Annotated in this window: 1 pseudogene; it reads left to right on the top strand. The window is 46.9% G+C overall.

Features of this window, described 5'->3' with window-relative positions:
* A pseudogene (locus ACTHUE_RS17470) lies at positions 1 to 1,613 on the top strand (DNA-directed RNA polymerase subunit beta); the annotation flags it as partial.
* Between the last annotated feature and the right edge of the window lie 232 nt (positions 1,614 to 1,845).

The following is a 1,845-nucleotide window of genomic DNA, read 5'->3' as shown; positions in this document are numbered from 1 at the left end:
CTTCGATTCACATTGAAGAGCTGAACGTTGTCGCACGTGACACTAAACTGGGTGCGGAAGACATTACCCGCGATATTCCGAACTTGTCTGAGCGTATGCAAAACCGTTTGGATGAATCCGGTATCGTATATATTGGTGCAGAAGTAGAAGCTGGTGACGTCTTGGTAGGTAAAGTAACACCTAAAGGCGAAACCCAACTGACTCCTGAAGAAAAACTGCTGCGTGCCATCTTCGGTGAAAAAGCGTCTGACGTAAAAGATACTTCATTGCGTATGCCTACCGGCATGAGCGGTACCGTTATCGATGTTCAAGTCTTTACTCGTGAAGGTATTCAACGCGACAAACGTGCTCAATCCATTATTGATTCTGAGCTGAAACGTTACCGTCAAGACTTGAGCGACCAGTTGCGTATTTTTGATAACGACGCATTTGACCGTATCGAGCGTATGATTGTTGGTCAAAAAGCCAATGGTGGTCCGATGAAGCTGGCTAAAGGCAGTGAAATCACTACCGAATATTTGGCGAGCCTGTCCAGCAAACATGATTGGTTTGACATCCGTTTGGCTGACGAAGATTTGGCCAAACAGTTGGAACTGATTAAATTGAGCCTGCAACAAAAACGCGAAGAAGCGGATGAGTTGTATGAGATCAAGAAGAAAAAACTGACCCAAGGCGACGAGCTGCAACCGGGCGTACAAAAAATGGTGAAAGTATTTATCGCCATCAAACGCCGTCTGCAAGCCGGTGACAAAATGGCGGGTCGCCACGGTAACAAAGGTGTGGTATCACGCATTCTGCCGGTGGAAGACATGCCTTACATGGCTGACGGCCGTCCGGTAGACATTGTACTGAACCCATTGGGCGTACCTTCCCGTATGAACATTGGTCAGATTTTGGAAGTTCACTTGGGTTGGGCGGCAAAAGGTATCGGTGAACGCATCGATCGTATGCTGAAAGAGCAACGCAAAGCCAGCGAGCTGCGTGAATTCTTGAACAAACTCTACAACGGTAGCGGTAAGAAAGAAGATTTAGACAGCCTGACAGATGAAGAAATCATCGAATTGGCTTCTAACCTGCGCAAAGGTGCGTCTTTCGCCTCTCCTGTATTCGACGGTGCGAAAGAGTCTGAAATCCGCGAAATGTTGAACTTGGCTTACCCAAGTGAAGATCCTGAGGTTGAGAAACTGGGCTTCAACGACAGTAAAACTCAAATCACGCTGTATGACGGCCGTTCCGGCGAAGCATTTGACCGCAAGGTTACAGTCGGTGTGATGCACTATCTGAAACTGCACCACTTGGTTGACGAAAAAATGCACGCCCGTTCTACCGGTCCATACAGTTTGGTTACCCAGCAGCCTTTGGGCGGTAAAGCTCAGTTCGGTGGCCAACGTTTCGGCGAGATGGAGGTTTGGGCATTGGAAGCATACGGCGCGGCATACACGCTGCAAGAGATGCTGACTGTGAAGTCTGACGACGTGAACGGCCGTACCAAAATGTACGAAAATATCGTCAAAGGTGAACACAAAATCGATGCCGGTATGCCTGAATCCTTCAACGTATTGGTTAAAGAGATTCGCTCACTGGGCTTGGATATCGATTTGGAACGCTACTAAACAGAAGTTTTCAGACGGCCTTTTAAGGTCGTCTGAAAAAGCGGTTTCAGAATAAGAATGAAGCAATCGGCATTTAGGCCATCTGAAATCAAAAGTACCGTTTCCCAATATCGAAAATCCGCCATGCGGTAAAAATACTTCCTTCAAGGAGCAAAAATGAATTTGTTGAACTTATTTAATCCGTTGCAAACTGCCGGCATGGAAGAAGAGTTTGATGCCATCAAAATCGGTA

The organism is Neisseria sp. P0021.S005, from assembly GCF_051956955.1.
Note: the sequence above shows the minus strand (reverse complement) of the source record. Positions and strands in the feature narration are given on the sequence as shown.